We start from the raw sequence: 25,377 nt of genomic DNA, 5'->3' as shown, positions 1-25,377 counted from the left end.
GCCGCGAGGATACCGAAAACCGGTGTGAGTCCGTGCATCACGCGCGCCGCGCTACCGGCGGTCAGGGGCGCCGTGCGATCCTGTCGCGATGTCCCAGCCCGTGTCCTTCACCTCCGCGAACTACGCTGCACGCATCGCCTTCGTGGTGGAGCTGGCTGAGCACCTGCACGCCTATGGCACCACCGCGCAGCGTCTGGAAGGCGCGGTGATCGCCGTCACCCAGCGTCTGGGGCTGGACTGCGAGCCCTGGGTCAACCCGACCGGCATGATCCTGTCCTTCAGTGATCCGCTGCGGCCGCCCGGTGACAGCGACACCACCCGCGTGATCCGGATGCCGCCCGGCGACGTCGATCTCTACTCGCTCTGCGAGACCGATCGCATCACCAGCCTGGTCATGGCCGGCGAAATGGACATCGCCGAGGGCCACGCCGCATTGCGTGCGCTGGATGCCCGGGAGCCGCGGGCGCTGGGCAAGGCGCTGATGGTGCTGGGCTTCGCCCTGGTCGCGACCGGCGTGGCCGGCCTGTGGCGGCTGCCGTGGCCGGACATCGCCACCGCCGGCACCATCGGTCTGCTGATCGGCCTGCTCGATCTGGTCACGCGCACCGGCACACGTCTGAAGGAAGCCGGCGAGGCGCTGGCGGGCATGGTTGCCGGCACGGTCGCGATCCTGGTGTCGGCCTTCGTGGTGCCGCTCAATCTCAATACCGTGATCATCGCGTCGCTGATTGTCATGCTGCCCGGTATGGCGCTGACCAATGCGATGAACGAGCTGACCAGCCAGCATCTCGTCTCCGGCACCGCGCGGGTGGCGGGCGCGGTGACGACGGTGCTGAAACTCACCATCGGCACGATCATCGCGCTGGGCCTGGCGCAGCTGTTCGGGGTGTCGCCGAACGTGCGCGCGCTGCGGCCGCAGCCGGACTGGGTGGAGTGGGCCGCGCTGCTGACGGCCTCGACCGCCTTCGCGATCCTGTTCCGCGCCGCGCGCCGCGACGTCCTGCTGGTGATGGCGGCCGCAGCGTCCGGTTATCTGATTTCGCGCTGGGTGGGTGCGGCGCTGGGCGCCAACATCGGCCTGTTCGTGGCGGCGCTCGTCATTACCGCGGCGGGTAATGGCTACGCGCGCTGGGCGGATCGTCCCGGTGCGCTGATCCGGGTGCCGGGCATCATCATGCTGGTGCCCGGCAGCAACAGCCTGCGCGGGCTGATGACCCTGGTGCAGCAGCAGGATGTCGCCGCGGGGCAGCAGGCCGCGTTGCTGGTGATGAACATCGTGCTGGCGCTGGTGGCCGGTCTGCTGTTCGGCAACGTGCTGTTGCCGGCGCGCAAGAATCTCTGAGTCGCGGTCGTCGGGGAATCTCCTCGGGCGGACACGAAAAAGGCGCCCGAGGGCGCCTTTTTCATTCCACTGGAATCCGATCGATTACTTGATCAGGAATTCCTCGATCTTCTTGCCCTTCTTGATCTGCGCGGCCAGCCACAGCGGCTGCTTGCCACGGCCCGTCCAGGTTTCCGCCTTGTTGGCCGGGTTGCGGTACTTCGGCGCCACCTTGCCCAGCTTGCGGCCCTTGGCCGGGCTGGTGCGGCCGGTGCTGCCGGCGGCCGGCGCACGCGCGGCGGCGGTGCCACCAGCGCCGAACAGTTCGGCGACGCTGTATCCCTCGGCGGCGGCCAGCTCGGTGAGCTTCTTGCGCACCGCGGTGATCGGCTTGCGCTTCTTCAGCGTGGTCTTGCGCTGCTTGGCCTGCGTGATCAGCGCATCGAGCTGCTGCGGGGAAAATGCATTGAGATCAAACGCCATTCTGGTCGCTCCGGCTGGTTAATGAGGGGAATACCGGTCCGTGGCATCGCGCGCATCATAATCGGGAAAATCCCGATCCACAAATGCCGGGCAGGCGTCGCCGTCCGCCGAAATGCAGGGCGGGTGAATCGTCCGGAAAATCCAGCGGTGCCGGGCGCGGTCGCGCGGCATGGGGTTTCAGGCATTCAAACGGGAAAACAGCGATTCGCGATCGAGATTCTCCGAATCCGCCGCCGTCCGCGCGCGGTATTCGTAGGTGCCCGACGCCAGGCCGCGCGCCGAGACCACCACGCGATGCGGAATGCCGACCAGTTCGATGTCGGCGAACATCGAGCCCGGGCGCAGGCCGCGATCGTCGAGCACCGTTTCGATGCCGGCCGCACGCAGCGCGTCGTACAGCGCCTCGGCTGCTTCGACGACATGGGTTTCGTGCTTCGGGTTGATCACGCACACCGCCACCTGCCAGGGCGCCATCGCCGCCGGCCAGAGGATGCCGTTCGCGTCGTGGTTCTGCTCGATCGCCGCGGCGACGATGCGCGACACGCCGATGCCGTAGCAGCCCATATACGGCACGACCGCCTTGCCGTTGGCATCCAGCACCTTGAATCCCATCGCGTCGGCGTATTTCTGGCCGAGCTGGAAGACGTGACCGACCTCGATGCCGCGCACCAGTTTCAGTTCGCCGCCGTCTTCGGCGCGGTCGCCAGCCACCACGTCGCGGATATCGGCGACGACCGCCGGCTCCGGCAGGTCGCGGCCCCAGTTCACGCCGGCGAGGTGATAACCGGCTGCATTCGCGCCGAACACGATGTCGGCCATCGCCGCGACTTCGCGGTCGGCGACGACGCGGATGTCGCGCTGCGGCCCGACCGGGCCGAGAAACCCGGGTTCGCTGCCGAGGTGGTCGCGGATCTCGGTTTCATTCGCCGAGCGGGTGTCGGCCAGGCCCGCGACCTTCGCGAGCTTGATCGGATTGACCGAATGGTCGCCGCGCACCAGCGCCAGCACGAAGGTGTCGCCAGCCATCAGTGCGACTGATTTGGCGGTCCGCGCCAGCGGAATGTCGAGCAGGGCGGCGACGTCCTCGCAGGTCTTCTGCGTGGGCGTTTCGACGCGGCGCATCGTCTCGGCCGGCGCGGGACGCGGCGCAGGCTCGGCGGCGCGCGCGGTCTCGACATTCGCCGCGTAGTCGCTGGCAGTGGAGAACGCGATCGCGTCCTCGCCCGAATCGGCCAGGACATGGAATTCCTGCGAGGCGTCGCCGCCGATCGCACCGGAATCGGCCTGCACTGCGCGGAAATCCAGACCCAGGCGGCTGAAGATCCGGGTGTAGGCGGCGTGCATGGTCTGGTACGAGGTGGCCATCGCGGCCTCGTCGATGTCGAACGAGTACGCGTCCTTCATCAGGAACTCGCGCGAGCGCATGACGCCGAAGCGCGGGCGGATCTCGTCGCGGAACTTGGTCTGGATCTGGTAGAAATTCACCGGCAGCTGCTTGTAGCTGGCCAGTTCGGCGCGGGCGAAGTCGGTGATCACCTCCTCGTGCGTCGGGCCGTAGCAGTACCAGGCGTCCTTGCGGTCCTGCAGCTTGAGCAGCTGGCCGCCGAACTTTTCCCAGCGGCCGGTTTCTTCCCACAGCTCGCGCGGCTGCACCGACGGCATCAGCAGTTCGATCGCACCGGCGGCGTCCATTTCCTCGCGCACGATGCCTTCGACCTTGCGCAGCACGCGCAGGCCCAGCGGCGACCAGGTGTAGATACCCGCAGCGAGCTTGCGCAGCATGCCGGCCTTGAGCATCAGCTTGTGGCTGACGACCTCGGCATCGGCGGGGGTTTCTTTCTCGGTGCGGAGATGGAACTGCGACAGGCGCATCGGCGGCTTCTGGGTCGGATTGGACCCGGTATTGTGCCACGCGGCCGTGCGCGGCCTGCCGTGGCCGCGCGGGTGTCGCGCCGGCTCAGCCGCAGTAGGCGCGGGCGGCGGCGCGGGCCAGTTCCAGCTGCGCGCTGCGGGCCTGCGCATCGAGTTCGCGCGGGGTGCCGTCGGCGCCCACCTGCTGCACCGGCGCGGCGTCTTCCAGCGCGGCGATGTTCGCGCGTGCCACGTCGCACTGGCTGGCGGCATTCGAATCCGCCGCGGCCGTGGTCGGCGCTGCCGCTGCAGGCGCAGCGGCCGGTGTCGCGGCCGCGGCGGCGCCATCGTTGCGGACATTGCGTACTTCGAATCGCGTGCCGGCCGGCGGCGGTGTCTGCGAATAGTGGGTGACGCCGCGGGCGTCCTTCCAGCTGTAGACCTCGCTGGCGGACAGCGGAAGCGCCGCGACGGCCAGCAGCGCGAGGAGGGCGACGGGAGCGGTGCGGCGCATGGCGGATCCGGTAGGGCGTGCAGGAGTCGCGATTCCAGCATCCCCCGGCCGCAGGCGCAACCGCGGCTCCTCCGGCGCGGCGCGCGGCGCTACACTCGTGGCATGAGCGAACCCGATCCCTTGCCGCGCCGCGCACGCGGTATCTATCTGCTGCCGAATCTGTTCACCACCGGAGGCCTGTTCGCAGGCTTCTTCGCGATCATCGCCGCATCGCAGGGCCGCTTCGGCGCCGCGTGCATCGCGATCTTCGTGGCCGGCGTCCTCGATGGCATCGATGGACGCGTCGCGCGGCTGACCAATACCCAGACCGAGTTCGGTGTGCAGTACGACTCGCTGGCCGATCTCGTCAGTTTCGGCATGGCGCCGGCGCTGGTGATGTACCACTGGTCGCTGATCGACATGCGTCTGGATGGCCCGACGCTCGGCAAGATCGGCTGGCTCGGCGCCTTTCTGTATGCCGCTTGCGCGGCGCTGCGGCTGGCACGTTTCAACAGCCAGGTCGCGACCGTCGACAAGCGCTATTTCGTCGGCCTGGCCAGTCCGGCGGCTGCGGGCCTGATGGCGAGCTTCGTATGGACCTGTCACGAGCTGGGCCTGTCCGGCGGCGACCTGCGCTATGCCGCGCTGGCGGTGACGATCGTCGCAGGCCTGCTGATGGTCAGCCGCGTCCGCTACACCAGCTTCAAGGGCAGCGGCACCGGCCCGAAGGCCGACCGCGTGCCCTTCGTGGCGCTGGTGGTGGCGGTCGGCATTCTGATCGCGCTGTGGGTGGATCCGCCCAAGACCCTGCTCGGCGCTGCACTGATCTATGCGGCTTCGGGGCCGGTGCTGTGGCTCATGCGTCGGCGCGGGGGCGCGGCCGGAGCGACGTCGTGACCTGGGACGCGCTGCAGTGCGCGGCGCTGGATGCGATGGGGCACGTGCGCTATCGCGTGCAGGTGCCTGGCCAGACGCTGCCCGACGATGCGCTGCTCGATGCGCTGCTGCGGGCCTGCGGGCGCGGCCGCGACGACGCGGATGCGTTCGCGGTCTACCGCAGCCTGGGCGCGCTGGATGGCCTGCGCGCGGCGGCGGCCAAGCGCGCGCTGTGGCCGCGGCTGCGGCGCCTGCGCGCAGGCTGAGACATGTACGCGCGCACGGGTGGCATCGATCCGGCGGTCGGCATCGCGCTGCGGCCGATGCGTGCGACCGATCTGGATACGGTGATGGCGATCGAGTTGCGCGCGTATCCGTTTCCGTGGACGCGGGGCATCTTCGACGACTGCCTGCGCGCCAGCTATCCGGCCTGGGTGCTGCACGGCGGTGACGGCATCCTCGGCTACGGCGTGCTGAGCATCGCGGCGGGCGAGGCGCATGTGCTCAACGTCTGCGTCGACCCTACCGCGCAGGGCCGCGGCTACGGGCGACATCTGTTCCGCGCGCTGATCGACGACGCCGAGCGCCACGGCGCGGCGCGCGTGTTCCTCGAGGTGCGCCCGTCGAATCCGGCGGCGATCGCGCTGTACCACGACGAGGGGTTCAACGAGATCGGCCGGCGTCCGCGCTATTACCCGGCGCACGCCGGGCGCGAGGACGCGATCGTCATGGCGCGCGAGCTGGCGTTTCCGTAACGCGACCTTCGACGCGGCGCGTCGACACCGGGCTGCCTAGACTGTCGCTTTACGAGCCACGGTGCCCACCATGCGCGACACCCGCATCGACAACGAAAAACGCATCGCGCTGCTGATCGATGCCGACAACGCGCCGGCCGCGAAGATCGACGTGATCCTCGCCGAAGTCGCGCGCCACGGCGTCGCCAACGTGCGCCGCGCCTACGGCAACTGGAAGAGCCAGCATCTGGTCGGCTGGGAGAAGGTGCTGCACGAATATGCGATCCGCCCGATCCAGCAGTTCGCCTACAGCACCGGCAAGAACGCATCCGACATGGCGATGGTCATCGACGCGATGGACCTGATGTACGCACGCAATCTCGACGGCTTCGCCATCGTCTCCAGCGATGCGGATTTCACCCCGCTGGTGATGCGCCTGCGCAACGACGGCTATGCGGTCTACGGGTTCGGGCAGGAGAAAACGCCGACGCCGTTCGTCAAGGCATGTTCGACGTTCCTGTATCTGGAGAAACTCCGCGCCGCCGACGAGGCGGACACCGGCGGCACGATCAAGCCGCGCACCGGCACCGAACTGCAGGCCGATCGCGAACTCGTGCAGCTGCTGCGCAATGCGGTCTCCGCGGGCGCCGACGATGGCGGCTGGTCGCATCTGGGTGAAGTGGGCAGCCACGTCCGCAACCAGGGCTCGTTCGACGCGCGCAACTACGGCTACCGCAATCTCAGCGCCCTGATCGATGCGACCGGGCTGTTCGAAGTGCGCCGGGTCGGACAGGCGGTCGAGATCCGCGAGGCGCCGAAGAAAGCCGCCGCGAAAAAATCCTCGGCGAAGCGGCGCTAGCATTCTCGAGCGACGTCCGCGCTTCCGCTTTTTCGAATCCCCAATCCCCAATCCCGGCCTCAATACAGATCCACCGGGTCCACATCCAGCGACCAGCGCGCGCGGCGCGCTTCGGGCAGGGCATGGATCGCGGGCAGCGCCGCATCCAGCACACCGTGCAGACGCGCGCGGTGGTCGGCGGCCAGCACCAGCTGCGCGCGGTAGGTACCGGCGCGGCGTGGCATCGGTGCGGCCACCGGGCCGTCGAGCATCAGGGTGGGCATGCCGTCGGCATCGCGACCGGCCAGCGGCTGCAGCACCCGCCGCGCCGCCTGCAGAAAGGCCATGGGCGGATCGGCGTGCGGTGATTCGGCGCGCAGCAGGGCCATGGGTGCGAACGGTGGGAAGCCGGCGGCCTGACGCTGCTCCAGTTCGCCGCCCGCGAAGGCGTGATAACCGCCGTGGATCAGCGTCAGCAGCAGCGGGTGCTCGGGGTGATGCGTCTGCAGCAGCACCTGGCCCGGGCGCTCGGCGCGGCCGGCACGGCCGGCGACCTGGATCAGCAGCTGCGCGAGTTTCTCGCCGGCGCGGAAATCGGCCGAGAACAGGCCCTCGTCGACGCCGACCACGCAGACCAGGGTGAGGTTGGGCAGGTCGTGGCCCTTGGCCAGCATCTGCGTGCCGATGAGGATGCCGGGCCGCGTGCCGAGATCCGCGAACAGGCGTTCCAGCGCATCGCGCCGGCGCGTGCTGCCGCGGTCCACGCGCAGCACCGGCACGTCGGCGAAACGCGTGGCCAGCAGTTCCTCGATGCGCTCGGTGCCCACGCCCTGCGGCTGCAGGGCGAGGCCGGCGCAATCGGGACAGGCCGGGGGCGCGCTCTGCCGATGCCCGCAGTGGTGGCACTGCAGGCGCCGGCCGCCGGCGTGCACGGTCATCGGATGGCCGCGTTCGGGCGTACTGCAGCGCGGGCAGTGCGCACTCCAGCCGCAGTCGTGGCACAGCAGCACGGGCGCGTAGCCGCGGCGGTTCTTGAACACCAGGACCTGGCCGCCGGCCGCAAGCGCGGCGTCGATCGCGCCCAGCAGTTCGGGCGCGAGGCCGGCTTCGAGCGGCCGCTTGCGCACGTCCAGCACGCGCACCGCGGGCGGCTGCGCATTGCCCGCGCGGCGCGACAGGCGCAGGTGGACATGGCGACCGCTGATCGCGTTCTGCAGGCTTTCCAGGGAGGGCGTCGCACTGCCCAGCAGCACCGGCACGTCGAGCGCCTTGCCGCGCACCAGTGCGAAATCGCGGGCGTGGTAGCGGATGCCGTCCTGCTGCTTGTAGCTGCCGTCGTGTTCTTCATCGACGACGATCAGGCCGGCGTCGGGCAACGGCAGGAACACCGCCGAACGGGTGCCCACGACCACGCGCGCCTCGCCACGCAGTGCGGCCGCCCAGACCCGGGCCCGTTCGCTGTCCCCCAGTCCCGAATGCAGCGCGTGCACCGGCACGCCGAGACGCGCGCGGAACCGCGCCAGCGTTTGCGGGGTCAGGCCGATCTCCGGCACCAGTACCAGCGCCTGACGGCCGCGCGCGAGGCAGGCGGCGATCGCCTGCAGATAGACCTCGGTCTTGCCGCTGCCGGTCACGCCGTCGAGCAGCAGCGAGGCGAACCCGGTCTGCGCCGTCACCGCGTCGATCGCAGCCTGTTGTTCGGCATTGGGCGTCGGCCCGGGCTGCGGCACGGGCGCCAGCTGCGAGGCGGGCAGGGCGATGCGCTCGGCCAGGCCGCGGCCGGCCAGTGTCCGGGCGGCCGTGCGCCAGCCTTCGAGCAGCAGGTCGAGCGCATCCTCGTCGCGCGGCGTGGCCAGCAGGAGGTCGGCCAGCCGACGCGGCCGGCCACCGGCCTTGAGCGTCGGCACGGCGTCCGCGCCCGGACCGGTCAGGCGCCAGGCCCAGGTGTGGGTGTCGGGCAGGGCCTCGCCGCGGCGCAACGGTGCCGGCAGTGCGGTGGCCAGCACTTCGCCCAGCGGCGCGTGGGTGTAGCGCGCGAGCCAGCGCAGCGAGCGGTCCAGCTCGCCGTGGATCAGGGGCGCGGCGTCCAGCCACTCGGTCGCGTCGCGCAGCGTCGGGCCGTCGACCGCCGCCGGGGCGACCCCTGCGACCACACCGACCAGCGCCCGTGGACCGAACGGCACCCGGATGCGGCGGCCGACATCGGCCGCAGCCGGCGGCGGCGAGCCGGGCGGCGCGCGGTAGTCGAACAGCTGCGGCAGCGGCAGCGGCAGGGCGACCTGGAGGACGGACAGGGAGTCGGACGGCGCGGACACCGGCGCAGTCTAGCGGTTCGTCCCGTCCGGGCTGCCCACGCCTTTCGCTTGCGGCACAAAGCTGCGCGCCGTCACACATGTCGGCCGCAAGTCGCCGGTTTCAAAAGGATTCCGGCTTATCCACACAAGCTGTGGATAAGCCTGTGCATGAAGTTGCAGAAGCGCTCGGATGTGCTGCGTTCAGCGGGCAAAACAGTCGGTTGGACAAAAAAGTGCCATCGCATCAAATGCCTTACGGATCAATTGCTTGGCCGTGAAACATTGTTGTCATGCAGCATCCGCAGCCGGTTGACTTCAGCGAAATGACAGCATCGTGAACCCTGTGAACAACCTTCCGCCGCCGATCCGCCTGTGGAACGTCTGCAGGCGCTGCTGTCAAGTCTCGGGTGGCGCAGCCGGGCCGCTATGATTCCCCGTCCCATCCGCAGGTTCCGACGCGCATTTCTCCCCAGACCACCCCTTCCGGCGCCTCGTCCGCGGCTGCCGCTTTCCTGCGCGGCATCGAGCGGCGCGCCGCGATGTTCGCCCAGTGGCAGAGCGGCGATGTCGAGACCGGCGACGCGGCGCTGGCCCGGGCGATGGCGGGTTTCGTCGAACTGGCCCCGACGACCGCGTTCTCGGACTGGCCTCGCCGTTTCTGGGGCCTGCTGCTCGCGGTCCCGGGCCTGCGCGCGCCGCAGGCGCTGGGCGAGGGCGGCGATGGCCTGCCTGGGCTGGAAACGCTGCCCGGCGGCCCGCGGGTCACCGTGCTGCTGCGTCTGGTCGCCGGTCTGCCCGAACACGAGGCGGCGGCAGTGCTGGGCGTGTCCCGGGCGACCTATCGCCTGGGCCTGCAGCGTGCATTGCCACACCGGACCGACGGCACGCCGGACGCCGACGCCTGGCGCGACCTGGCGGCCACCGTGCAGGCGCAGATCCGTGCGCTGCCGCCGGACCGCCTGGCCCGCCTGGCCGGACTGCGCGAGGCCGCGCTGCGCGGCGAGGTGCTGCCGCCGCGGCGCTTCCCGCTGGCGACGCCTGCCGCGCCGGAACCCGAACGGCTCCACGCCGTCCCGCACACCCGCGCCCGCTGGCTGTGGCCGGCGATGGCCGCCGTGCTGGTGGCCATGCTGGCCGCGCTGGGCTGGACTTGGTGGGGCGGCGGCTACGGCGGCGTCGACGACGACGAGCGCATCCGAATCGAGGCCTTGCCCGAATCGGGCGGCCCCGCCGCGCGCTACGACGACGACATCGCCCTGCTGACCGAACCGGACTTCGAACTGCTGGCCGCGCCCGACGACGGCGCCGCGTGGCGCGATGACCCGGCGTTCTACGCCTGGCTCGCGTCGCAGCTGGAACTGCCGCAGGACCAGACCGCCGACGCCCACCTGGAAACGCGCAGCGATGCAGGCGAAGACGAACCGGAGACCAGCGATGCGGATCTCTGAGCGCCGCGGCGTGGCCGTGGGCACGCTGCTGTGGCTGCTGACGGGCGCGGCGCTCGCGCTGCCGGCCGGCGTGCCCTGGAATACCCTGCCCGAGGCCGACCGTGAACGCCTGACCGCGCGCGCTGCGCGGCTCGACGCGATGAGCCCCGCCGAGCGCGCGGCGCTGACCGCGCGGGCGACGGCCTGGCACGCAGCACCGGCCGCGGAACGCGCCCAGCAACGGCTGGCCTTCGATGCCGTCGAGGCGATGCCGCATGCCGAGCGCATGCGCCTGCAGCAGGCCGCCGAACATTTCGCCGCTCTGCCGGAAGACGAACGCAAGGCGCTGCGCCTGCAGTTCGAACAACTCGATCTGGGACTGCAGCGCGGCTGGCGGCTGGGACCGGCGCTGGGCGCCGAATGGCCCGGACTGCACGCCCTGTTCGCGGCGATGCCGGTCGAGCAGCACGCGCCCGCCATGCTGGCGCTGCGTACGGCCTCGCCGCAGGCGCGGGCGGATCTGGTGGTGCTGGCGCAGCGCACGCCGCCGCATGAGCGCGAAGCGCTGCGCAGCGCATGGCTGGCCGTGCCGGCCGATGCCCGCGACGCGTGGCTGCGCGCGCGCGTTGCGCCCTGACCGGCCCACGCGCATCCGCGCGGGCGCGGATGCGTCGCGCTACATCGCGTAGACCGCGTAGCCGGCCATCGGCACCGCGACGCTGAGGAACAGCGCGAAGTACGACATTCCGATCACCAGGAACTTGAACACCGTCCACGGCCAGGACTGTCCGTAGACGCGCTTCTGCATCACCAGCAGATAGACCGGCATTCCCCACAGCAGCAGGGTCGACAGCAGGCCGGTCGCCCGCGCGGCCCAGGCGGCGTGCGTCGCCAGCCACGGGCCGGCCAGGGCGCAGCAGAACACCAGCAGCAGACCCAGCATCAGCGCCGCGTGGCTGTAGAGGCCGACCACGACGTGTTCGAGATACAGCCGGCGCTGGAACAGGTACAGCAGCTTGAGCAGGACCGCGAACAGCGGCACCAGAATGAAGAGCGCGGTCGGCGCTGCCGCCAGCAGGGCGCGCACGTAGATCTGCGGTTCGTCGTTGAGGCGGCTGAGGTTGCGCTCGATGCGCTCGCCCAGCGGGCCGCCGATGGTCGGTGGCCGACGTGCAGTTTCGATCTCGGTCTCGGCACTGGCGGCATCGGGGACGGGCGGTGCGCCGGCCGTGGAACTCTCGGCCGCGGGCGCGCCGTCTGCCCCGGTCGCGATCTCGGCCGTGGGCATTGCGTCGGGCGCCAGGGCGGCGATGCGTTGGCGCGCCTGTGCGCGGACCGCGTCTTCGGCGACGTCGAGTTGCGGCGACACGCCCGGCAGCGCGCCGACGGTGCGCCGCGTCTCGGCAAGGCCGGCCAGTGCGTCGTCGCGCATCGTCTCCACGTCGCCGACGGTCCGCGCCTGCGCGAACTGGCTGGCGACGTCGTCGGTGCGCACCATCTGCCCGGGCGCGAGATCCTGCATCGCGTCCTGCACGACGAACCGGGCGACGAAGAACGTCAGCAGGGTCAGGATCACGAACAGCCGCATCGGCGCGACGTAGCGCACGCGATGACCGCCGAGATAGCGCGTGGCGATGCGTCCGGGCACGAACAGGTCGCGCAGCGTACGGAAGATGCGGCCATCGAGATGCCAGAACGATTCGAACACCTCTTCGACCGCATGGCCGACATGGCGCACCGGGCTGTGGGTCGACTGGCCGCAGACGTGGCAGTACTCGCCCTGCAGCGGCGCCTCGCAGTTCTCGCATCGGGCAGGCGCGACATGCGCGGCGACGGACGCCGGCGGCGCCGGCGGGTGGGCCGGTAACAGAGGGTCGGACATGGGCGGCTCGAAAGCGGATCACGAAGGTCGTGCGCGCGCTCCCCGGCGCGCGTCGCGTGCGCGGCGTACCATACCGGTCCTTCGCGCCCCGGCGCCAGCGCACGCATCGGTTCGTTCGCGCGGCCGCAGTCGCAGACGCCGCCCATGTCCGCCTCGCCTTCCGTTCCGCGCTTCGGTCACGAAGTCCGCAGGACCGCTGTCCTGTCCGCGCCTCTGGTGCTGGGACATCTCGCCACCGGTCTGATCGGATTCGTCGACAGCGTCATCGCCGGCCACCATGGCACCACCACGCTGGCCGCGGTGGCGGTGGGCACCGCGATCTTCTGGCTGCCGATGATGGTGCCGATGGGCACGCTGATGGCCGTGCCGCCGTCGGTCTCGCAGCTCGACGGCAGCGGTCGCCAGTCCGAGGTCGGGCCGCTGTTCCGTCAGGCGCTGTGGCTGGCCGCCGGGCTGGGCCTGCTGCTGTTCGGCCTGCTGACGGCGCTGGCGGCCGCGCTCGGTCCGTTCGGGATCGCACCGGAGATCGTGCCCGGCGCCACCGCCTTCCTGCACGGCATCCGCTGGGGCGTCCCGGCGCTGACGCTGTACTACTGCATGCGCTACCTCAGCGACGGCCTGCACTGGACGATGCCGACCATGGTGTTCGGCTTCGGCGGGCTGCTGGTGCTGGTGCCGATGGGCTATGCGCTGGCGTTCGGCTGGGGGCCGCTGCCCGAGGGCGGGGCGGGCGGGCTGGGCCTGGCCTCGGCGCTGATGATGTGGATGCAGTCGCTGGCGTTCGCGCTGTATCTCGCGCGCTCGCGCCGGTTCGATGCCTATGCGCTGTTCACCCGCTTCGACCGTCCGCAATGGCCGGCGATCCGCGCCCTGCTGCGCACCGGTCTGCCGATCGGGGTGACGGTGACGATGGAGGGCAGCCTATTCGTCGTCACCGCGCTGCTGATCGGACGCCTGGGCGAAGTGCAGGCGGCCGCGCACCAGATCGCGATCAACGTGGCCGCGCTGTGTTTCATGATTCCCTTCGGCCTGGCCGAAGCGACCACGGTCCGCGTGGGCCACGCGCTGGGCAAGGGCCTCGGCAGCGAGGGCGTGCGCCGCGCCGGTTTCGCCGGACTGGCGCTGGTGCTGTGCACGCAGACGGTCTCCGGGATCCTGCTGCTGCTGGGGCACGACCACGTGGTCCGCATCTACACCCAGGACGCCGCCGTTGCCGGCCTGGCCGGCACGCTGCTGCTGTATGCCGCGGCGTTCCAGTTTCCCGATGGCATCCAGGCCTTGTCGGCCGGTGCGCTGCGCGGCCTCAAGGACACGCGCGTGCCGATGTATCTGGCGGCCGCGGCCTACTGGGGCGTGGGCATGAGCCTCGGGGCCGGTCTCGGTCTCGGCCTCGGCTGGGGGCCGCGCGGCATGTGGATCGGCCTGATCGCCGGACTCACGGTCGCCGCCGTGCTGCTGGGCGCACGGTTCCTGCGCAGCAGCCGCCGCGTGGTGGTGCCCGCCTTGCCACCGCCCGATGCGGTCGATGCCTGAACCCGCGCTGCCCGCACCGGCCGTCCCGATGACCTGTGGCGCATGCATCCGCGTGCGCCGGCGGGTTAGGCTGCCCGCCTGGGCGGGACCCTGGCGGTCGCGGCGGACAGCGGTCCGCGGCGCCTGCATCTCTTTTCTGTTGGAGTCGTATCGAGCATGAGTACTGTGCCGCCCCGCGCGCCCCTGGCGCGCGTCTTCATCGGCCTCTGGGACGGGATGAACTTCATCCGTCGGCTGACCCTCAACCTGCTGTTCTTCGGTCTGCTGTTCCTGATCGCGGTGATCGTGCTGATCGCCGTCATCGGCGGTGGATCGCGACCGGCGCCGCTGCTCGAGCGCACCACGCTGGTCATCGCCCCCGAAGGCGCGCTGGTCGAGCAGTACCGCACCGATCCCTTCATGCGCGCGCTGGCCGAGAGCGGCGGTGGCGGCGTGGGCGAAGTGCAGCTGCGCGACGTATTGCGCGCGCTGGAAGCCGCGAAGGTCGATGCGCGCATCGAACGCGTGCTGCTGCGCACCGACCGGCTGACGTTCTCCGGCTATGCGTCGATGCGCGAAGTCGGCGATGCGATCGCCGAGGTGCGCGCGGCCGGCAAGCAGGTCGTGGCGTTCGGCGAGTACTTCGGACAGCAGCAGTACCTGCTGGCCGCGCAGGCCGACGAGGTCTACCTCGATCCCGAAGGCGGCATGCTGCTGGAAGGCCTCAGCGGCTATCGCCAGTACTACCGTGAAGCGCTGGCCGACAAGCTCGGCGTGGACATGCATCTGTTCAAGGTGGGCGAGTACAAGTCGGCGGCCGAGCCCTACATCCTCGATGGCGCTTCGGCGGAATCGAAGGAAGCCGACCTGTACTGGATGAACGACATCTGGCAGCGGCATGTCGCCGACATCGCCACCGCGCGTGGTTTGACGCCGGCGGCGATCAATGCCGGCATCGATACGCTGCCGGCCGGCATCGCGGCCGCCCAGGGCGACCTGGCCCAGTACGCGATGGCGCAGGGCTTCATCGACGGGCTCAAGGCCCGCGAGGAGGTCGAGCAGCTGCTGGTCGAGCGCGGCGTCGCAGACGACGATGCCGAGGGCGGGTTCCGCCAGATCTCGATGCGCGGCTTCCTGGCGCACGTGGAACCCAAGGCCGGCGCGGCCGATCGCGGCGACCAGGTGGCCGTAGTGGTCGCCGAAGGCGGTATCACCGGTGGCGATCAGCCGCCGGGCACGATCGGCGGCGAATCGACGTCGGCGCTGCTGCGCGAGGCGCGCGAGAGCGAGCACGTGAAGTCGGTGGTGCTGCGCGTGGATTCGGGCGGCGGCGAAGTGTTCGCGTCCGAGCAGATCCGCCGCGAGGTCGATGCGCTCAAGGCCGCCGGCAAACCGGTGGTCGTGTCGATGGGCGATGTCGCCGCGTCGGGCGGTTACTGGATCTCGATGAACGCCGATCGCATCTATGCCGATGCGTCGACGATCACCGGATCGATCGGCATCTTCGCGCTGGTGCCGACCTTCCCGCGCACGCTGGAGAAGATCGGCGTGCGCACCGACGGTGTCGGCACCACGCCGTTCGCGGGTGCATTCGACCTGACGCGTGAGCTGCAGCCCGAGGCGGGTCAGGCGATCCAGGCGATCATCGATCGCGGCTACGCCAACTTCATCGGCAAGGTCGGCGAGGCGCGTGGCCGCAGCGCCGACGAGATCGACACCGTCGCGCGCGGTCGCGTGTGGAGCGGCACCCAGGCGCTCGATCGTGGTCTGGTCGACGAACTCGGCGGTCTGCGCACGGCGATCGCCAAGGCTGCCGAACTCGGCGGGATGGAGGCCGACGGCTTCCGCGTGCGCTATGTCGAAAAGAGCGCGACGCCGTTCGGACGTCTGCTCAGCGGCTTCATCGGCAGCCGCGCGGGTGGCTTGCTGGTCGGTCACAGCGATCTGGCGCGTGGCCTGCTGGCCCGTGCCGCGCCGCGTGCCGAACAGGACCTGCGCCTGCTGGAAAGCGTGATGACGCCGGTGCCCGGCCGTCCGGTCAAGTCGGTCGCGTACTGCTTCTGCGAACTCTGAGTCCGCGACGCATCTGAAACGCGAATGGCCCGCCAATTGGCGGGCCGTTCCGTTTCATGGGTGCGCCGGCGACGCGGCGCGTCCGCTCAGCGTTTGACGTCCAGACGCCCGCTGTCGACCAGCGCGCTCACATCGTCGACGCCGACCAGATTGAAGTCGCCCGGCACGCTGTGCTTGAGCCGCGCGGCGGCAAGACCGAAGGCCAGTGCGCGGGCATCGTCCATGCCGGTCAGCACGCCGTGCAGCACGCCGGCAGTGAACGCATCGCCGCCGCCGATGCGATCGACGATGCCGTCGACCGGCTGCGGCTTGATGCGATGCACGGCGCCGTCGCGATGCACCAGCAGGGCGCCCAGCGTATGCGCGTCGACGCTGCGCACGTCGCGCTGCGTGCAGGCGATGCGCTGCAGATGCGGGAATGCCTCGAAGGCGCGCGTCGCGGCGGCCAGCGTGCGTTCGGCCGACGTGCCCGATGCCGTCGGCGCGGCGGCGCCGAGAACCAGATCCACGTCACGATGGTCGATGAAGGCGATATCGGCCTCGGCCAGCAGCGCACGCAGCAGTGGCGCGGGCTGGTCGTTCCAGGTCGCCCACAGCTTCGGACGGAAGTTGCCGTCGAACGACACCAGCGTGCCGGCCTTGCGTGCGGCGCGGACCGCCTGGGTCGCCGCCTCGGCGCTGTTGGCGCCGACCGCGGGTGTCACGCCGGACACGTGCAGGCAATCGATCCCGTCGAGCAGGGCAGGCCAGTCGTAAGCGGCGGCGTCGGCACGGGCGAAGGCCGAATCCGCGCGGTCATAGACCACATCGCTCGGGCGCACGCCCGCGCCGGTGGCCAGGAAGTACAGCCCCATGCGCCCGCCCACGCGCTGCACGCGCGTGACATCCACGCCGTGCCGGCGGAGTTCGCCCAGCGCGGCCTCGCCCAATGCGTTGTCGGCCACCGTGCCGGCCACCGCACTGTCGTGCCCGAAGCGGGCCAGCGACACCGCGACATTGGCCTCCGCGCCGCCCACGTGGACCTGCAGCTGGCGTGACTGCAGCAGCAGCTCGCGCCCGGGCGCCCCCAGGCGCAGCAACAGCTCGCCGAAACAGAGAATGCGTTTACCCATCGCCGAACCACCCCTCGCGTCGTGCCGCGGATCGAGGCGGCGTTGAAAGTCTGTCGCGCCGCAGCATGCTTCCCCGAAGACCATCTGCTAGCGTTTGGCCCGCGGTGTCATTCCGGGCACCGGCGGCCACCTTAGCAAGCGCGCCCTCGCAGTCAAGACGCGCCACACCATGAGCTCCGCACCCTGGGAGGGGAAGAGATGACGCAGTTGCTCCGTAGCAAAAAGACACCGGTTACCGTCCTGGCCGCCAGCATCGCGTTCGCGCTGCAGGTCGCCGCGGTGCCCGCGTTCGCGCAGACCGCGAGTACGCCGGTCAATGCCGACCAGGCCGCTTCGGTTCCGGCAGGCCAGGCGCAGGAGCTCGATACCGTGCGCGTGGTCGGTTACCGCGCCAGTGTCGAGAAGGCGTTGGACATCAAGCGCGGCGAAGCCGGCGTGGTCGACGCGGTCGTCGCCGAGGACATCGGCAAGTTCCCGGATCTCAACCTGGCCGAATCGCTGCAGCGTATTCCGGGTGTGGTGATCACCCGTGACGCCGGTGAAGGCCGCGCGATCTCGGTGCGTGGTCTCGGCCCCGATTTCACCCGCGTGCGCATCAACGGCATGGAGGCGCTAACCACCGTCGGCGCGTCCGACCAGAGTGGCGGTTCCAATCGTGGCCGCGGTTTCGATTTCAACGTGTTCGCGTCCGACCTGTTCTCGCAGCTGATCGTGCGCAAGACCGCATCGGCCGAGGTCGAAGAAGGCTCGCTCGGTGCGACCGTCGACCTGCGCACCGCGCGTCCGTTCGACTACGACGGCCTGACCATCGTCGGCAGCGGGCAGGCGAGCTACAGCGACATGGCCGGAAAGGCCGATCCGCGTGTGGCCGGCCTGCTCGCCAATACCTGGGCAGACGGCCGCTTCGGAGCGCTGGTGTCGGTCGCCTACAGCGAGCGTCAGGCGCTGGAAGAAGGCAGCGGCACCGGCCGCTGGGCGAACGGACCGAGCAACGGCGGCTTCGCGCCGAACTCGCCGTTCACGCCGGCGCTGTCCGCCAACACGTTCCACCCGCGTTTCCCGCGCTACACGCTGATGGAGCACGAGCAGAAGCGCACCGGCGTCACCGCGTCGCTGCAGTTCAAGCCGACCGATCGCATGGAGTTCTCGCTCGACGGTCTGTACTCCAAGATCGACGCCGTTCGCGACGAGAAGTACATCGAAGCCATTTCCTTCAGCCGCAGCGGCACCGGCAAGCCGCAGACGATCGTGCGCGACGGTGTCGTGGACAGCAACGGCGCCCTGGTCTACGGCGAGTTCGACAACGTCGATCTCCGCTCGGAAAGCCGCCACGACGAATGGAATACGGTGTTCACGCAGCTGACGCTGGACGGCAAGTTCGACGTCACCGACGACTTCACCATCTCGGGCAAGATCGGCACGTCCAAGTCGGAGCACGAGAACCCGATCCAGACCACGATGATCATGGACAAGAACAACGTCTCTGGTTACAGCTACGACTACCGGGGCGATCGCTACAAGCCGGTGCTCGACTACGGCATCGATCCGACCGATCCCACCGGCTGGACGCTGGCCGAGATCCGGATCCGGCCGCAGTACGTCGAGAACTCGTTCGACACCGCCCAGCTGGATTTCAACTGGAACATCAGCCCGGGCTTCCGCCTCAAGGGTGGTGTGCAGGCGAAGGACTACACGTTCAGCACCCGCGAACTGCGTCGCTCGACCGAAGGCCTGACCGGTGTGCCCACCTTCGCCGGTGGCAGCCGCATCGTGCCGGTCGATCTGACCGGCCAGGCCAACCTCAGCGGCATCGACGGTTCGCCCGGCTCCTGGGTGATCCCGAGCTATCAGGGTCTCGTGGATTTCTACGACATCTATAGCGGACAGGGTGCGTTCGCAGTCAGCGAGCGCGCGGTCAACAGCCGCAGTGTCGAAGAGAAGGATCGCGGCGTCTATCTGCAGGGCGAGTTCTCGACCGACCTCGGCTCGATTCCGTTCTCGGGCAACTTCGGCGTGCGCTATGTGCGGACCGAGCAGTCGTCGACCGGTACGGCCACGGCCAGCGGCGCCCCGGTCGTTTCGACCGTGACGCGCGAGTACAGCGACACGCTGCCGTCGATGAACCTCGTTGCCGAGATCACGCCTGATTTCCTGGTGCGTCTGGGCGCGGCCAAGGTGATGTCGCGTCCCGGTCTGGGCTTCCTGACGCCGGGCGTCACGGTCAACGTCAGCGGCGGCGCGCGTACCGTCAGCGGCGGCAACCCGACCCTGGATCCGATCCGCGCCAACACCGTCGACCTCGGCTTCGAGTGGTACTTCGACGAAGGCGCAATGCTCGGTCTCGGCCTGTTCTGGAAGGACATCGACACCTTCGTCCAGACCACGCGCGAGGTCCGCAGCTATGCCTCCAGCGGTCTGCCGGCCAGCCTCCTCGACGGCACCGGCGCAACGGTCAACGACGACTTCGTCTTCAGCGTTCCGCTCAATACGCCGGGTGGCGAACTGAAGGGCTTCGAGGCCAACTACACCCAGCCCTTCACCTTCCTGCCGGGCGCTTGGAGCAACTTCGGCGCGCAGCTCAACTACACCTACGTCGACTCGCAGATCCAGTATGTCCTGCCGTCGGGTGCGAGCTCGCTCGAAACCGATCTGGTGGGCCTGTCCAAGCACGCATGGAACGCGACGCTGTACTACGAGGGCACCGCGTTCTCCGGCCGCGTCTCGGCGACCAATCGTGATGATTACCTGCTGCAGGTGCCCGGCACCGAGCAGGGTTTCACCGAAGACGTGCACGGCCAGAACGGCACGACGACGATCGATGCGTCGCTGCGCTATCGCATCAGCGAGCAGATCGAACTGAGCCTGGAAGGCATCAACCTGACCAACGAGCCGTCCGAGTCGTGGGTCGGCGCCAACTCGCGGCTGCCGCTGGATTACAGCGAGACCGGTCGCCAGTACCTGCTGGGTGTGCGCTACAAGTTCTGATCCTTCTCTCCAGGGATCACCGGCAACGCCGGAGCGGGCAACCGCTCCGGCGTTCTGCGTTTTGCGGCTTTCGAACCGTGCGAATGGCCCCGCATTTCGAGCTTTGCAGCACGCGAACCGGTCTGTGCGTGTTGCGCTGCAAGATGCCCCGCGCAGATGTGACTGTTACGTTACGCGCCACTTTGACCATCGGTGTCATTCGGTGGTGTCGCGGACCCGCTTTCCGGCTTCGCGCATTTCGCGTCAATGATCCAACCAGGAGGGGAAATCCCATGGATCGCATGTCCCAGGCCCGGAAGACACCGGTTACCTTGCTCGCCGTCGGTATCGCCATCGCGCTCACCCAGCCCGCGCTTGCCCAGCAGGCCCAGACCGACGACACCCGCGTGTCCGACATGGCCGCCGTGACCGTGACCGGCTACCGCGAGAGCCTGCAGAAGTCGCTCGACGAGAAGCGCTACAGCGTGGAGCAGGTCGACGCGATCTTCGCCGAGGACATCGGCAAGTTCCCGGACCAGAACCTGGCCGAATCGCTGCAGCGCATCGCCGGTATCTCGATCGATCGCGAAGGCGGCGAAGGCCAGCGCATCTCGGTGCGCGGCCTGGGCTCCGACTTCACCCGCGTGCGCCTCAACGGCCTCGAAGCGCTGGCGACCGCCGGCAGCGGCAGTGCCGGCGTCAACCGCTCGCGCGGCTTCGATTTCAACACCTTCGCCTCCGAGCTCTTCAGCCAGGTCAAGGTCAGCAAGACCCAGTCGGCGCAGATGGACGAAGGTTCGCTGGGCTCGACGGTGGATCTGCGCGGCTCGCGTCCCTTCGATTTCGACGGTTTCCGCGCTTCGGCCAGCGGCCAGCTCGGCTACAGCGAGCTGTCGGAAGAAACCGATCCGCGCGTCTCCGGCCTGATCAGCAACACCTGGGCCGACGGCCGCATCGGCGCGCTGCTGTCGGCGTCCTACAGCCAGCGCACCGTCTTCGAGGAAGGCTACAACCCGGTTCGCTGGGAGCACGGCAACCACCGCAACTCGAACCAGTCGAACGCCAACAACAACGGCACCTACGGTTTCTGCTCGCCGGCCGGCTACAACCCGCAGACCCCGCGCAATCCGCTGTCCAACGAGACGGCGGCCGGTGTCGGCAGTCAGGCCAACCAGGACCGCAACAACGGCTGGGGCAGCTACGGCATCAATGCCGCCAATTGCGGCACCGGCCTGCCGCGCCCGGCCGCGACGCCCGAGAACATCGCCGCCTACGAGACCGCGACCAATGCGTGGCTGCCGCGCTATCCGCGCTACATCCGCACCCAGCACGACATCGAGCGCCTGGGCGTCACCGGTGCCTTCCAGTTCCGCATCAGCGACGACACCCTGCTGAGCGTCGATGCGCTGTACTCGAAGCTCGAGAAGGACCAGCGCGAGGATTCGCTGGGCGCCAACCTGCATCGCACCGCCAACCTCGGCGGCAAGACCCAGATCGTCGTGCGCGAGGCCCAGGTGGACGCGCGCAATCGCCTGCAGTACGGCGTGTTCGACAACGTCGACTTCCGCACCGAGTCCAGCCAGATCGAGGAGTCGACCGAGTTCAAGCAGTTCAGCGTGCAACTCGAACACGCCTTCAATGATGCCGTGCGCCTGGACGCGACCGTGGGCACCTCGCAGTCGGATTACGCGCGTCCGGTGTTCTCGATGGTGAGCTTCGACAACGCCAACCTCGACGGTTTCGTGCTCGACCTGCGCGACGACCCCGAGATGCCGAGCATGACCTTCCCCTTCGATCCCAGCAGCCCGGATGCCTGGCAGTGGCGGGGCTACGGTGCAGTGCCGGTCAACAGCAACGGCACCGCGCGCGGCGCCAACATCAGCGAAGTGCGCCTCAACCCGAGCTACGTGCGCAATGCGTTCGACACCGCCAAGGTGGACCTGGCCTTCGACATCAATCCGAGCGTGACCTTCCGCACCGGTCTGGCGTGGAAGGACTACGAGATGCGCAGCGAGGAATACCGCCACATCAGCTACGGCCGCCTGCCGCAGGCGCTGCCGGCCGGCGTTTCGCTGGGCGATCTGAGCACCACGCTGGACGGCTTCGGCAGCAACCTGTCGGGCAGCATGCCGACGGGCTGGCTGATCCCCGATTTCGACCGCATCGCCGAAGCCCTGAACATCTACGCCAACGCCGACAGCGGCGTGCCGGGTGGTGATTACCGGCTGGCTGGCGTCGGTCACTTCGGCGCGTCGAACAACAACTTCGACGTGACCGAGCGCAGCCTGGCCACCTACGCGCAGCTCGACTTCAACACCGACCTGATGGGTCGCGCGCTGCGCGGCAATGTCGGCGCGCGTCTGGTCAAGACGCAGATCGAAGCCAATGGCTGGGCCCCGTGCCCGACCGGCGGCGAGGCCAACTGCACGTCGGTGTTCGGCGTCGCGAATGCGACCTCCGAAGCGGGCGACCGCTTCGTCGTGGGCACCTCGGTCGGCCACAGCTACACCGACGTGCTGCCGTCGCTCAACCTGTCGTGGGACATCGCCGAGAACGTCATCCTGCGCTTCGGCGCGGCGAAGACCATGGCGCGTCCAACGCTGGCCTACATGTCGCCGTCGGTCAGCGGCGGTCCGACCAACTTCTTCGACGACGGCCGCTTTTACTCAATCAACCTCGGCAATCCGAAGCTCGATCCGTTCCGTTCGACCAACTACGACCTCAGCGCCGAGTGGTACTTCAGCGAGGGCGGCCTGCTGTCGGCGGCGGTGTTCTACAAGGACATCGACAGCTATGTGCAGCGCACGCGCCTGCTGAGCACCTGGTCGGACATGGGCTATTCGCTCGACCTGCTGCCGCCGGGCTTCACGCCCGACACGGTGTTCAACGTGCAGAGCTACTACAACACCCCCGGTGGTCCGCTGAAGGGCTGGGAGCTGACCTACCAGCAGCCCTTCACCTTCCTGTCGGGCTTCTGGAGCAACTTCGGCGTGCAGATGAACTACACGCATGTCGATTCCGACATCGAGTACCTGTTCAGCACATCGGCCAGCAACAACACCGCGATTGTCACCGAGGTCACCGACAACCAGCTGGTGAACCTGTCGCCGAACTCGTACAACGCCACGCTGTACTACGACGACGGCCGCTTCAGCGCCCGCGTCTCCACCAGCTACCGCGACGGCTACATCGGCGAAGTGCTGAGCCGCGAGAACGTCTGGGACCTGGACGGCAACCAGTTCGGTACCGCCGACGTCACCGGCAAGCACAGCGTGCGCAACGTCGACTTCAACACCTCGTACAAGGTCAACGACAAGCTCAGCCTGACCTTCGAAGCCATCAACCTGCTCGACACCCCGGATCGCCGTTACGTGGATTCGGACCTGATGCTGCCCGACCGTTACACCGTGACCGGTCGCCAGTACTACGTCGGTGCGCGTTACAGCTTCTGATGCCTCCCCACGTCACCCGCGGCCGCCGCTCCGGCGGTGGTCGTGGGGGCGTGTCTTGTCGCTCGCGCTGCTGGCGGTCTGCGGCAGTGCGGCCCATGCCGGCGAGCGCGTGTTCGAAGTCGGCGATGGACGTGGCTACAGCGACGTGCAGTCGGCCATCGATGCCGCGATCGACACCGGCGCGCCGGCGCGGATCCGGATTGCCGCGGGCACCTGGCGCGGCGTCGTCGACGTGGCGCCGCATGCACCGCCGCTGACGCTGGAAGGCGCCGGTGCCAGTGCCACCCATCTGGTCAACGACCATTTCGCATCACGTATCGACCCCGCGACGGGACAGCCGTTCGGGACCTATGGCTCGGCGACGATGTTCGTGCGCGCCGACGATTTCACGGCCGAATCGCTGACGATCGCCAACGACGCCGGCCCGGTGGGGCAGGCGGTCGCCCTAGTGGTCGACGGCACCCGCGCGGCATTCCGCGATGTGCATCTGCGCGGTCACCAGGACACGCTCTACCTGCGCAAGGCGGGCACGCTGGCCTGGTTCCGCGACTGCCGCATCGAAGGCACAGTCGACTACGTGTTCGGCGCGGCCACTGCCCTGTTCGAAGGCTGCACCCTGCATTCGGTGGGCGATGGCTACGTCACGGCCGCCTCCACGCCCGACGGGCAGGCCTACGGTTTCGTGTTCCGCGACTGCAGCCTGACGGCCGCGCCCGGTGTGTCGCGGGTCTATCTGGGACGCCCGTGGCGACCGCATGCGGCCGTGTTGTTCGCCGGCTGCCGCTTCGATGCGCCTGTGCCGGACGCGGGCTGGCATGACTGGGGCAAGCCCGAACACCACGCCACCGCGCGCTTCGGCGAATCCGGCAACACCGGCCCGGGCAGCGTCGAATCCGGTCGCGTGTCATGGCGACACGTCCATCCCGATGTTCCAATGCCCGCCACCCTGTTCGGCACCTGGAGTCCGTTCGAATGATCCGGATCGTCGCGTTCACCCTCCTGTGGCTGTTCTGTGGCGCAGCGGTGCGCGCGTCGGCAGCGGATGTCGTCCCGGACCGTCATGACGCGGTCGCCGATCGCATGCTGGCCGTGCAGACCGCATCCGGCGGATGGCCCAAGCACGTCGACGGGCGTGCGGTCGATTACGACGTCCCGTTCGACACCGCCACGCGCGCGGCACTCGACGCGCCCGATCGCGCCGACGATGCGACGATCGACAACCACGCGACCACGCGCGAGATCCGCCACCTCGCCGAGGCCGCGTCGACGACCGGCAACCCGGCCTATCTCGATGCCGCGCGCCGCGGCGTCGACTATCTGCTCGCTGCGCAGTACGCCAACGGCGGCTGGCCGCAGTTCCATCCCGATCGCTCCGGCTACCGCGCGCAGGTGACGTTCAACGACGATGCGATCGTCCGGGTCGTCGATCTGCTGCAGGACATCGCCGAAGGCGAAGGCGCGCTGTCGGCGCTGACGCCCGATCGTGGCGCGCAGGCCGAGGCGGCGGTCGAGCGCGCACTCGCACTGATCCTCGAGCTGCAGGTCCGCATCGACGGGGTGCCGACGATCTGGGCCGCGCAGTACGACCAGGACAGCCTGCAGCCGGCGACCGCGCGCAGCTACGAGCTGGCCTCGCTGGCGAGTGCGGAATCGGTGTCGATCGTGCGCCTGCTGCTGCGCCAGCCCGCGCCGTCGCCGCGCGTGGTCGCGGCGGTCGATGCGGCCGAAATCTGGTTCCGTGCGCACGGCCTGCCCGACATCGCCTTCGAGCGCAGCGGACGCGGCGAGACCGCGGGCGCGCGCCTGCTGGCGCAGCCCGGCGCCACGCTGTGGGCGCGCTTCTACGATCTGGAACACCAGCAGCCGCTGCTGGTCGACCGCGGCGGCGTGATCGTGCCGACGCTGGATGCGATGTCGCGCGAGCGACGCGACGGCTATGCCTGGTACGGCATCTGGCCGCAGCGCCTGCTCGAGCGCGACCTGCCGGCGTGGCGTACGCGCCACGGTCTGCCGCCCACACCTTCACACGCCGTGCGTTGAGCGCACGGAGGCGGTCGCCGTCCCG

20 protein-coding genes are annotated in these 25,377 nt (G+C 69.3%); 14 read left to right on the top strand and 6 right to left on the bottom strand.

Going from position 1 to position 25,377, the window contains the following annotated elements; translation table 11 throughout:
- The first annotated feature begins 88 nt into the window (after positions 1 to 88).
- Entirely contained in the window at positions 89 to 1,342 is a 1,254-nt protein-coding gene (locus tag AC3A5K_RS11155) for a threonine/serine exporter family protein (protein WP_487617590.1), read from the top strand.
- An 84-nt stretch (positions 1,343 to 1,426) separates the two neighbouring features.
- Here the strand turns inward: AC3A5K_RS11155 and AC3A5K_RS11150 are convergent, their stop codons facing one another.
- From AC3A5K_RS11150 to AC3A5K_RS11140, 3 genes are all read right to left on the bottom strand, one after another.
- Positions 1,427 to 1,804 (bottom strand): H-NS histone family protein, encoded by a 378-nt coding sequence (locus tag AC3A5K_RS11150; protein WP_487617589.1) that lies wholly within the window; start codon positions 1,802 to 1,804, stop codon positions 1,427 to 1,429.
- 177 nt (positions 1,805 to 1,981) lie between these two features.
- Complete coding sequence (locus AC3A5K_RS11145) at positions 1,982 to 3,676, bottom strand: proline--tRNA ligase (protein WP_487617588.1); 1,695 nt, start codon at positions 3,674 to 3,676, stop codon at positions 1,982 to 1,984.
- 85 nt (positions 3,677 to 3,761) lie between these two features.
- Positions 3,762 to 4,169: a DUF4124 domain-containing protein gene (locus AC3A5K_RS11140; protein ID WP_487617587.1), complete on the bottom strand. Its 408-nt coding sequence runs from the start codon at positions 4,167 to 4,169 to the stop codon at positions 3,762 to 3,764.
- 102 nt (positions 4,170 to 4,271) lie between these two features.
- Between AC3A5K_RS11140 and pssA the strand changes: the two genes are divergently transcribed.
- From pssA to AC3A5K_RS11120, 4 genes are all read left to right on the top strand, one after another.
- Positions 4,272 to 5,045 carry a CDP-diacylglycerol--serine O-phosphatidyltransferase gene (pssA, locus tag AC3A5K_RS11135; protein WP_487617586.1) on the top strand — a complete coding sequence of 258 codons (774 nt, stop codon included), beginning with the start codon at positions 4,272 to 4,274 and terminating at the stop codon, positions 5,043 to 5,045.
- Positions 5,042 to 5,290 (top strand): hypothetical protein, encoded by a 249-nt coding sequence (locus AC3A5K_RS11130; protein ID WP_487617585.1) that lies wholly within the window; start codon positions 5,042 to 5,044, stop codon positions 5,288 to 5,290. Before pssA ends, AC3A5K_RS11130 begins: the two co-directional genes overlap by 4 nt.
- Positions 5,291 to 5,293: 3 nt before the next feature.
- Complete coding sequence (gene rimI / locus AC3A5K_RS11125) at positions 5,294 to 5,779, top strand: ribosomal protein S18-alanine N-acetyltransferase (protein ID WP_487617584.1); 486 nt, start codon at positions 5,294 to 5,296, stop codon at positions 5,777 to 5,779.
- Between the two features lie 70 nt (positions 5,780 to 5,849).
- Positions 5,850 to 6,617, top strand: coding sequence for an NYN domain-containing protein (locus tag AC3A5K_RS11120; RefSeq protein WP_487617583.1), 768 nt, complete (start codon positions 5,850 to 5,852; stop codon positions 6,615 to 6,617).
- Between the two features lie 59 nt (positions 6,618 to 6,676).
- On the opposite strand, the gene AC3A5K_RS11115 is transcribed toward AC3A5K_RS11120, so the two are convergent.
- Positions 6,677 to 8,911 carry a primosomal protein N' gene (locus AC3A5K_RS11115; RefSeq protein WP_487617582.1) on the bottom strand — a complete coding sequence of 745 codons (2,235 nt, stop codon included), beginning with the start codon at positions 8,909 to 8,911 and terminating at the stop codon, positions 6,677 to 6,679.
- 147 nt (positions 8,912 to 9,058) lie between these two features.
- Here AC3A5K_RS11115 and AC3A5K_RS11110 point away from each other — a divergent pair, with 147 nt between their 5' ends.
- The 3 genes from AC3A5K_RS11110 (at position 9,059) to AC3A5K_RS11100 (ending at position 10,954) form a co-directional block, all read left to right on the top strand.
- Complete coding sequence (locus tag AC3A5K_RS11110; protein ID WP_487617581.1) at positions 9,059 to 9,217, top strand: hypothetical protein; 159 nt, start codon at positions 9,059 to 9,061, stop codon at positions 9,215 to 9,217.
- Positions 9,218 to 9,429: 212 nt separating this feature from the next.
- On the top strand, positions 9,430 to 10,338 hold the full coding sequence (locus tag AC3A5K_RS11105; protein WP_487617580.1) for an RNA polymerase sigma factor sigma-70 region 4 domain-containing protein: 909 nt from the start codon (positions 9,430 to 9,432) through the stop codon (positions 10,336 to 10,338).
- Positions 10,325 to 10,954: a DUF3106 domain-containing protein gene (locus AC3A5K_RS11100; protein WP_487617579.1), complete on the top strand. Its 630-nt coding sequence runs from the start codon at positions 10,325 to 10,327 to the stop codon at positions 10,952 to 10,954. Before AC3A5K_RS11105 ends, AC3A5K_RS11100 begins: the two co-directional genes overlap by 14 nt.
- Before the next feature lie 39 nt (positions 10,955 to 10,993).
- Here AC3A5K_RS11100 and AC3A5K_RS11095 read toward each other — a convergent pair whose 3' ends face one another.
- Positions 10,994 to 12,199, bottom strand: a complete 1,206-nt coding sequence (locus AC3A5K_RS11095; protein WP_487617578.1) for a DUF3667 domain-containing protein — start codon at positions 12,197 to 12,199, stop codon at positions 10,994 to 10,996.
- 144 nt (positions 12,200 to 12,343) lie between these two features.
- On the opposite strand from AC3A5K_RS11095, the gene AC3A5K_RS11090 reads away from it, so the two are divergent.
- Together AC3A5K_RS11090 and sppA are read left to right on the top strand one after the other, a co-directional pair.
- The gene (locus AC3A5K_RS11090; RefSeq protein ID WP_487617577.1) at positions 12,344 to 13,732 is read left to right on the top strand and encodes an MATE family efflux transporter; all 1,389 of its coding nucleotides are present in this window, start codon (positions 12,344 to 12,346) and stop codon (positions 13,730 to 13,732) included.
- Positions 13,733 to 13,888: 156 nt separating this feature from the next.
- Positions 13,889 to 15,784 (top strand): signal peptide peptidase SppA, encoded by a 1,896-nt coding sequence (gene sppA, locus AC3A5K_RS11085; protein WP_487617576.1) that lies wholly within the window; start codon positions 13,889 to 13,891, stop codon positions 15,782 to 15,784.
- Between the two features lie 86 nt (positions 15,785 to 15,870).
- Here the strand turns inward: sppA and AC3A5K_RS11080 are convergent, their stop codons facing one another.
- On the bottom strand, positions 15,871 to 16,896 hold the full coding sequence (locus AC3A5K_RS11080; RefSeq protein WP_487617575.1) for a sugar kinase: 1,026 nt from the start codon (positions 16,894 to 16,896) through the stop codon (positions 15,871 to 15,873).
- A 198-nt stretch (positions 16,897 to 17,094) separates the two neighbouring features.
- On the opposite strand from AC3A5K_RS11080, the gene AC3A5K_RS11075 reads away from it, so the two are divergent.
- From AC3A5K_RS11075 to pelA, 4 genes are all read left to right on the top strand, one after another.
- Entirely contained in the window at positions 17,095 to 19,881 is a 2,787-nt protein-coding gene (locus tag AC3A5K_RS11075) for a TonB-dependent receptor (RefSeq protein WP_487617574.1), read from the top strand.
- 272 nt (positions 19,882 to 20,153) lie between these two features.
- Positions 20,154 to 23,312 (top strand): TonB-dependent receptor, encoded by a 3,159-nt coding sequence (locus AC3A5K_RS11070; protein WP_487617573.1) that lies wholly within the window; start codon positions 20,154 to 20,156, stop codon positions 23,310 to 23,312.
- A gap of 55 nt (positions 23,313 to 23,367) precedes the next feature.
- Positions 23,368 to 24,288, top strand: coding sequence for a pectinesterase family protein (locus AC3A5K_RS11065; protein WP_487617572.1), 921 nt, complete (start codon positions 23,368 to 23,370; stop codon positions 24,286 to 24,288).
- Positions 24,285 to 25,352 (top strand): pectate lyase, encoded by a 1,068-nt coding sequence (gene pelA / locus AC3A5K_RS11060; RefSeq protein ID WP_487617571.1) that lies wholly within the window; start codon positions 24,285 to 24,287, stop codon positions 25,350 to 25,352. Before AC3A5K_RS11065 ends, pelA begins: the two co-directional genes overlap by 4 nt.
- Positions 25,353 to 25,377: the final 25 nt, after the last annotated feature.

The sequence above is a fragment of the Luteimonas sp. Soil_C_5 genome, assembly GCF_057656615.1.
The sequence above is the reverse complement of the archived record's forward strand: the minus strand, read 5'-3'. Positions and strand labels throughout refer to the sequence as shown.

What these genes read in the sequence shown, in the direction of transcription:
- AC3A5K_RS11155 (WP_487617590.1), top strand. Translation starts at nt 89, where the DNA reads ATGTCCCAGCCCGTGTCCTTCACCTCCGCGAACTACGCTGCACGCATC.
- AC3A5K_RS11150 (WP_487617589.1), bottom strand. Translation starts at nt 1,804, where the DNA reads ATGGCGTTTGATCTCAATGCATTTTCCCCGCAGCAGCTCGATGCGCTG.
- AC3A5K_RS11145 (WP_487617588.1), bottom strand. Translation starts at nt 3,676, where the DNA reads ATGCGCCTGTCGCAGTTCCATCTCCGCACCGAGAAAGAAACCCCCGCC.
- AC3A5K_RS11140 (WP_487617587.1), bottom strand. Translation starts at nt 4,169, where the DNA reads ATGCGCCGCACCGCTCCCGTCGCCCTCCTCGCGCTGCTGGCCGTCGCG.
- pssA (WP_487617586.1), top strand. Translation starts at nt 4,272, where the DNA reads ATGAGCGAACCCGATCCCTTGCCGCGCCGCGCACGCGGTATCTATCTG.
- rimI (WP_487617584.1), top strand. Translation starts at nt 5,294, where the DNA reads ATGTACGCGCGCACGGGTGGCATCGATCCGGCGGTCGGCATCGCGCTG.
- AC3A5K_RS11120 (WP_487617583.1), top strand. Translation starts at nt 5,850, where the DNA reads ATGCGCGACACCCGCATCGACAACGAAAAACGCATCGCGCTGCTGATC.
- AC3A5K_RS11110 (WP_487617581.1), top strand. Translation starts at nt 9,059, where the DNA reads ATGAAGTTGCAGAAGCGCTCGGATGTGCTGCGTTCAGCGGGCAAAACA.
- AC3A5K_RS11105 (WP_487617580.1), top strand. Translation starts at nt 9,430, where the DNA reads ATGTTCGCCCAGTGGCAGAGCGGCGATGTCGAGACCGGCGACGCGGCG.
- AC3A5K_RS11100 (WP_487617579.1), top strand. Translation starts at nt 10,325, where the DNA reads ATGCGGATCTCTGAGCGCCGCGGCGTGGCCGTGGGCACGCTGCTGTGG.
- AC3A5K_RS11095 (WP_487617578.1), bottom strand. Translation starts at nt 12,199, where the DNA reads ATGTCCGACCCTCTGTTACCGGCCCACCCGCCGGCGCCGCCGGCGTCC.
- AC3A5K_RS11090 (WP_487617577.1), top strand. Translation starts at nt 12,344, where the DNA reads ATGTCCGCCTCGCCTTCCGTTCCGCGCTTCGGTCACGAAGTCCGCAGG.
- sppA (WP_487617576.1), top strand. Translation starts at nt 13,889, where the DNA reads ATGAGTACTGTGCCGCCCCGCGCGCCCCTGGCGCGCGTCTTCATCGGC.
- AC3A5K_RS11080 (WP_487617575.1), bottom strand. Translation starts at nt 16,896, where the DNA reads ATGGGTAAACGCATTCTCTGTTTCGGCGAGCTGTTGCTGCGCCTGGGG.
- AC3A5K_RS11075 (WP_487617574.1), top strand. Translation starts at nt 17,095, where the DNA reads ATGACGCAGTTGCTCCGTAGCAAAAAGACACCGGTTACCGTCCTGGCC.
- AC3A5K_RS11070 (WP_487617573.1), top strand. Translation starts at nt 20,154, where the DNA reads ATGGATCGCATGTCCCAGGCCCGGAAGACACCGGTTACCTTGCTCGCC.
- pelA (WP_487617571.1), top strand. Translation starts at nt 24,285, where the DNA reads ATGATCCGGATCGTCGCGTTCACCCTCCTGTGGCTGTTCTGTGGCGCA.